The sequence below is a fragment of the Mycobacterium sp. genome (assembly GCF_039583805.1).
GTDB lineage: Bacteria > Actinomycetota > Actinomycetes > Mycobacteriales > Mycobacteriaceae > Mycobacterium.
This window is the reverse complement of record NZ_JAVKSH010000043.1, coordinates 22,919-26,604: the sequence shown is the minus strand read 5'-3', so window position 1 is coordinate 26,604 and position 3,686 is coordinate 22,919. Positions and strand designations below refer to the sequence as shown.

At 69.4% G+C, this 3,686-nt stretch carries 4 protein-coding genes; 1 reads left to right on the top strand and 3 read right to left on the bottom strand.

The window, feature by feature from the left end:
• Positions 1-89: 89 nt before the first annotated feature.
• The 3 genes from ABDW21_RS07920 to cofD are packed head-to-tail and all read right to left on the bottom strand — an operon-like array spanning position 90 to position 2,970.
• Complete coding sequence (locus tag ABDW21_RS07920) at positions 90-632, bottom strand: NUDIX domain-containing protein (RefSeq protein ID WP_343710274.1); 543 nt, start codon at positions 630-632, stop codon at positions 90-92.
• An 11-nt stretch (positions 633-643) separates the two neighbouring features.
• Positions 644-1,987: a coenzyme F420-0:L-glutamate ligase gene (locus ABDW21_RS07915; RefSeq protein WP_343710273.1), complete on the bottom strand. Its 1,344-nt coding sequence runs from the start codon at positions 1,985-1,987 to the stop codon at positions 644-646.
• Positions 1,984-2,970 carry a 2-phospho-L-lactate transferase gene (cofD, locus tag ABDW21_RS07910; RefSeq protein ID WP_343600966.1) on the bottom strand — a complete coding sequence of 329 codons (987 nt, stop codon included), beginning with the start codon at positions 2,968-2,970 and terminating at the stop codon, positions 1,984-1,986. The genes ABDW21_RS07915 and cofD overlap by 4 nt, the downstream gene beginning before the upstream one ends.
• 326 nt (positions 2,971-3,296) lie before the next feature.
• Here cofD and ABDW21_RS07905 point away from each other — a divergent pair, with 326 nt between their 5' ends.
• A complete protein-coding gene (locus ABDW21_RS07905; protein WP_343600967.1) occupies positions 3,297-3,668 on the top strand; it encodes a WhiB family transcriptional regulator in 372 nt (123 codons plus the stop codon).
• Positions 3,669-3,686 lie beyond the last annotated feature (18 nt).

Here is a 3,686-nt window from a genome sequence, read left to right as displayed (position 1 = left end):
CGACAAGCCGAGCACCCAAGCTATTTCGGGTCCGCCCCACCCGACACCGACGACGACGACCCACCACCATTCTGACGGGGAACAAGTGGTTACAGAAGCCCACTCGATGCCCGCGCCACCAGATCCGCCAGCGCAGCGTCGCTGCCGTCGGGCAACCCGTCGACGGGCCACCATTGCAGGTCCACCGACTCGTCGCTGACCGCGATTCGTGCGCCGGGCGGCGCGTGCGCGACGAACTGCAGGTCGAGGTGCCGGGTGGGCACACCCAGCGAACAAGTGATCGGGTGCACGTGCACGCCAGCCAGTTCCGCCGTCAGGCGCAGATCCGCGACGCCGGATTCCTCGGTGGCTTCGCGCAGCGCGGCCGCGGCAATGTCAGCGTCGGCGTCTTCGCAATGCCCGCCCAGCTGTACCCAGCGGCCCAGCCGCGGATGCAGGGTGAGCAGCACCCGTCGGCCGGAATTGTCGAGCACTAGCGTCGACGCGGTGACATGTCCCGGCGCGCAGTCACGACGGCAGGCGTCGTCGCGGGCGTACAGGAACGACAGCACCGCGTGCCGCAACGAGTCCTGCGCAGGATTGGGTGCGCGCCAGTCGATCAACAGCGCGATCGCCGACTGTCGAACATCCATCGGCAGAACACTCACCTGCACACCAGCAGATCGGCGACTCCGGCCGGGTCTCGCGGCCCGGTCACGGGCTCCGCGGGGTAGCCGATCGCAATGGCGCCCAGGGGTTCCCAGTCGTGAGGTACACCCAGTTCGGAGCGGACCAGGTCCGCGGCGAAGATCGTCGACCCGATCCAGCAGCTGCCGACCCCGCGGATCGCCAGCGCCACCAGCAGCGCCTGCACGGCGGCGCCCACCGCGACGGTGAACATGGTGTGCTCGGCGGCGGCGCGGGCGGCGTCCGGATAGAGGTGCGCGCCGTCGGGCACCATCATCGGAATCACGACTTCCGTTGCGTCGTAAAGGATCTGGCCGCGCATCACCCGCCGCTCGATCGCGTCGGGGGACTTGCCGTCACCGGCCAGGTCGGATCGCCACCGCTCGCGCATGGCATCCAGCAGCCGGGTCCGCGTCGCCCGGGTCTGCAGCCAGACGAACCGTACCGGACGGGTGTGGTGTGGTGCCGGTGCGGTGAGCGCCTCGGCGATCGCGGCCTCGATGAGCTGCGCGGGAACCGGCTCGCTGGCGAACTGCCGCACCGAGCGGCGCAGCAGCTGCGCCTCGCGGCGGCCCTGTTCGACGGCCTCGGCGGTCCCCAGCCAGAACAGGTCCTCCGACCCGGCCCGCACCAGGTCCCGCGCAGTCGAGCCGTCGTCCGGCAGCGCCAAGCCGCGCAGCACCGCCACCGGAATACCGGTCAGCTTGCCCTTGACCAGATCCGCGGCGGCGGCGATCTCGTCGGCGACGGCGACCTCGGTCACCAGTAGCTCGTTGCCGTGGGCGTCGACGGCGCCGGCGTAGCTGTGCAGCACGGCCAGGCCGGCCGCGCCGACGGCGGCGTCGGTCTGCCCGTTGCGCCAGGCGCGACCCATCGTGTCGGTGATCACCACGGCCACCGTCACGCCGAGGCGCTCCCGCAACCCGGCGCGCAGCGCCGCGGCGCTGGCGTCCGGGTCGACGGGCAGCAGCGCCAGCTCGGCCGCCGCCACGTTCGAGCCGTCCACGCCGGCGGCTGCCTGCACCAGGCCGAGCCGGTTCTCGGTGATCAGCGTGCGGCCCTTGCGGGCCAGCACACGAACCGTCTCGGCGTCGATCAGCTTGCGGCGCAAACCATCTCGCGCTTCGGACTCGTCAGGCGACGGCACCAGCCGGCCCTCGCATTTGGACACCACCTTGCTGGTGACGACCACGACGTCGCCGTCGCGCAGCCACGGTGCGGCCGCGACGAGCGCAGCGATGAGATCGTCGCCGGGACGGAACTCGGGGAGCCCGGTGACGGGCAGGATCTCGATCGTCGAGGAGGCGCCGTGCTCGGTCACGCTGCCACACCCGCAAGCTCCAGCCCCGCGCTGACCATCCCGGCGGTCGCCCGGGGGTCGGTCATCAGCAGTGGTATCGCGCGCACCGTCACACCGTCGACGTCGGCGCGATCACCCTCGTGAATCAGCCAGCAGTCCAGGATCCCGGTGCCGGCGCGGCCGCCGTAGCGCCGTCCGACCGCCTCGGCCGTGGAATCAACACCGACCACACGCAAACATTCACCGGCCATACCGCGCAGGGGTTTTCCGTCGACGATCGGGGAGTAGCCGACGACGGGGGCAGCGGCCGAGCGCAGCGCTGCGCGGATACCCGGGATGGCCAGGATGGCGCCGATGCTCACCACCGGGTTCGACGGCGCGATCAAGATGATGTCGGCCTGGGTCAGGGCGGCGACCACTTCGGTTGCGGCGGAGGCTGTTTCAGCACCGATGAACGCGAAGCTGTGCGTCGGCACCTCGGCGCGGTAGCGCACCCACCATTCCTGGAAGTGGACGGCGCGACGGTCGCCGTCGGCGGGATCGGTGATGACGACGTGGGTTTCGCAGCGGTCGTCGCTTGCCGGCAGCAAACGCGCGCCCGGTTGCCAGCGGTCGCACAGAGCCTCGGTGACCTGCGACAGGGGATAGCCTGCGCGCAGCATCTGGGTGCGCACCAGATGAGTGGCCAGGTCGCGGTCTCCGAGTTCGAACCAATCCGGTTGCACGCCGTAGCGGGCCAGTTCCTCCTTCGCGGAGAAGGTTTCGTCGCGATGACCCCAGCCGCGCCGCGGGTCGACGCCGCCGCCGAGGGTGTACATGCAGGTGTCCAGGTCGGGGCAGATTCGCAGGCCGTGCATCCAGGCGTCGTCGCCGATGTTGACGATCGCGGTCAGTTGGTGGTCGATGGCATCGTCGCGTGCGAACTGGCCTAGCCCGAGCAGGTGCTGTACGCCGAGCAGGAAACGGGCGCCACCAACCCCGCCGACCAGAACGGTGACCCTCACATCGCACGACAGTACGCCCGGCGACCGTTCCGGCCGTGCGCCGGCCCGGACGGTGGCCGGGCCGGCGAGCCTGCCGCGACACGCCTGGGCGCGGTAGCGCAAAAAAATGGTCACGAGATGGTAAGCAATTGCGTTCAACTGCTTGACCACGACAGGTTACGAGTGTGTAATCACAGCAGTGTCATTTCCCGGTTGGCCGGCCGGACCCGGTGTCGCAGACCGAGATTCGATCACTTGTTCGAATTGGTATGGGCACATACCAAATGGACGCATACCAAAACAGTGGCGACATTCACCATCAACCAGGCCAGGTGAGGAGCCGGACCATGTCCTATGAGCACCGTTGGGGACGAGTGGCAAGCGGAGAACACGGCGGAGAACACCTCAACGCCGCATCGCGGGTGACGGGACTAGCGACCCGCCCGCACTTGAGCTTGGTTCCCGATGCGCCCGAAGTGGTTGCGTCAGAGCCGGTTACCCGCGACCAATGGCAAGACCGCGCGCTGTGCGCGCAAACCGACCCCGAGGCGTTCTTCCCGGAGAAGGGCGGCTCCACCCGCGAGGCCAAGAAGATCTGCCTGGGCTGCGAGGTGCGCACCGAGTGTCTGGAATATGCCCTGGCGCACGACGAGCGCTTCGGCATCTGGGGCGGGCTGTCGGAGCGGGAACGCCGCCGCCTCAAGCGCGGCGTGATCTAGACCGGGGGGCTGGCCCTT

What these genes read in the sequence shown, in the direction of transcription:
- ABDW21_RS07920 (WP_343710274.1), bottom strand. Translation starts at nt 632, where the DNA reads ATGGATGTTCGACAGTCGGCGATCGCGCTGTTGATCGACTGGCGCGCA.
- ABDW21_RS07905 (WP_343600967.1), top strand. Translation starts at nt 3,297, where the DNA reads ATGTCCTATGAGCACCGTTGGGGACGAGTGGCAAGCGGAGAACACGGC.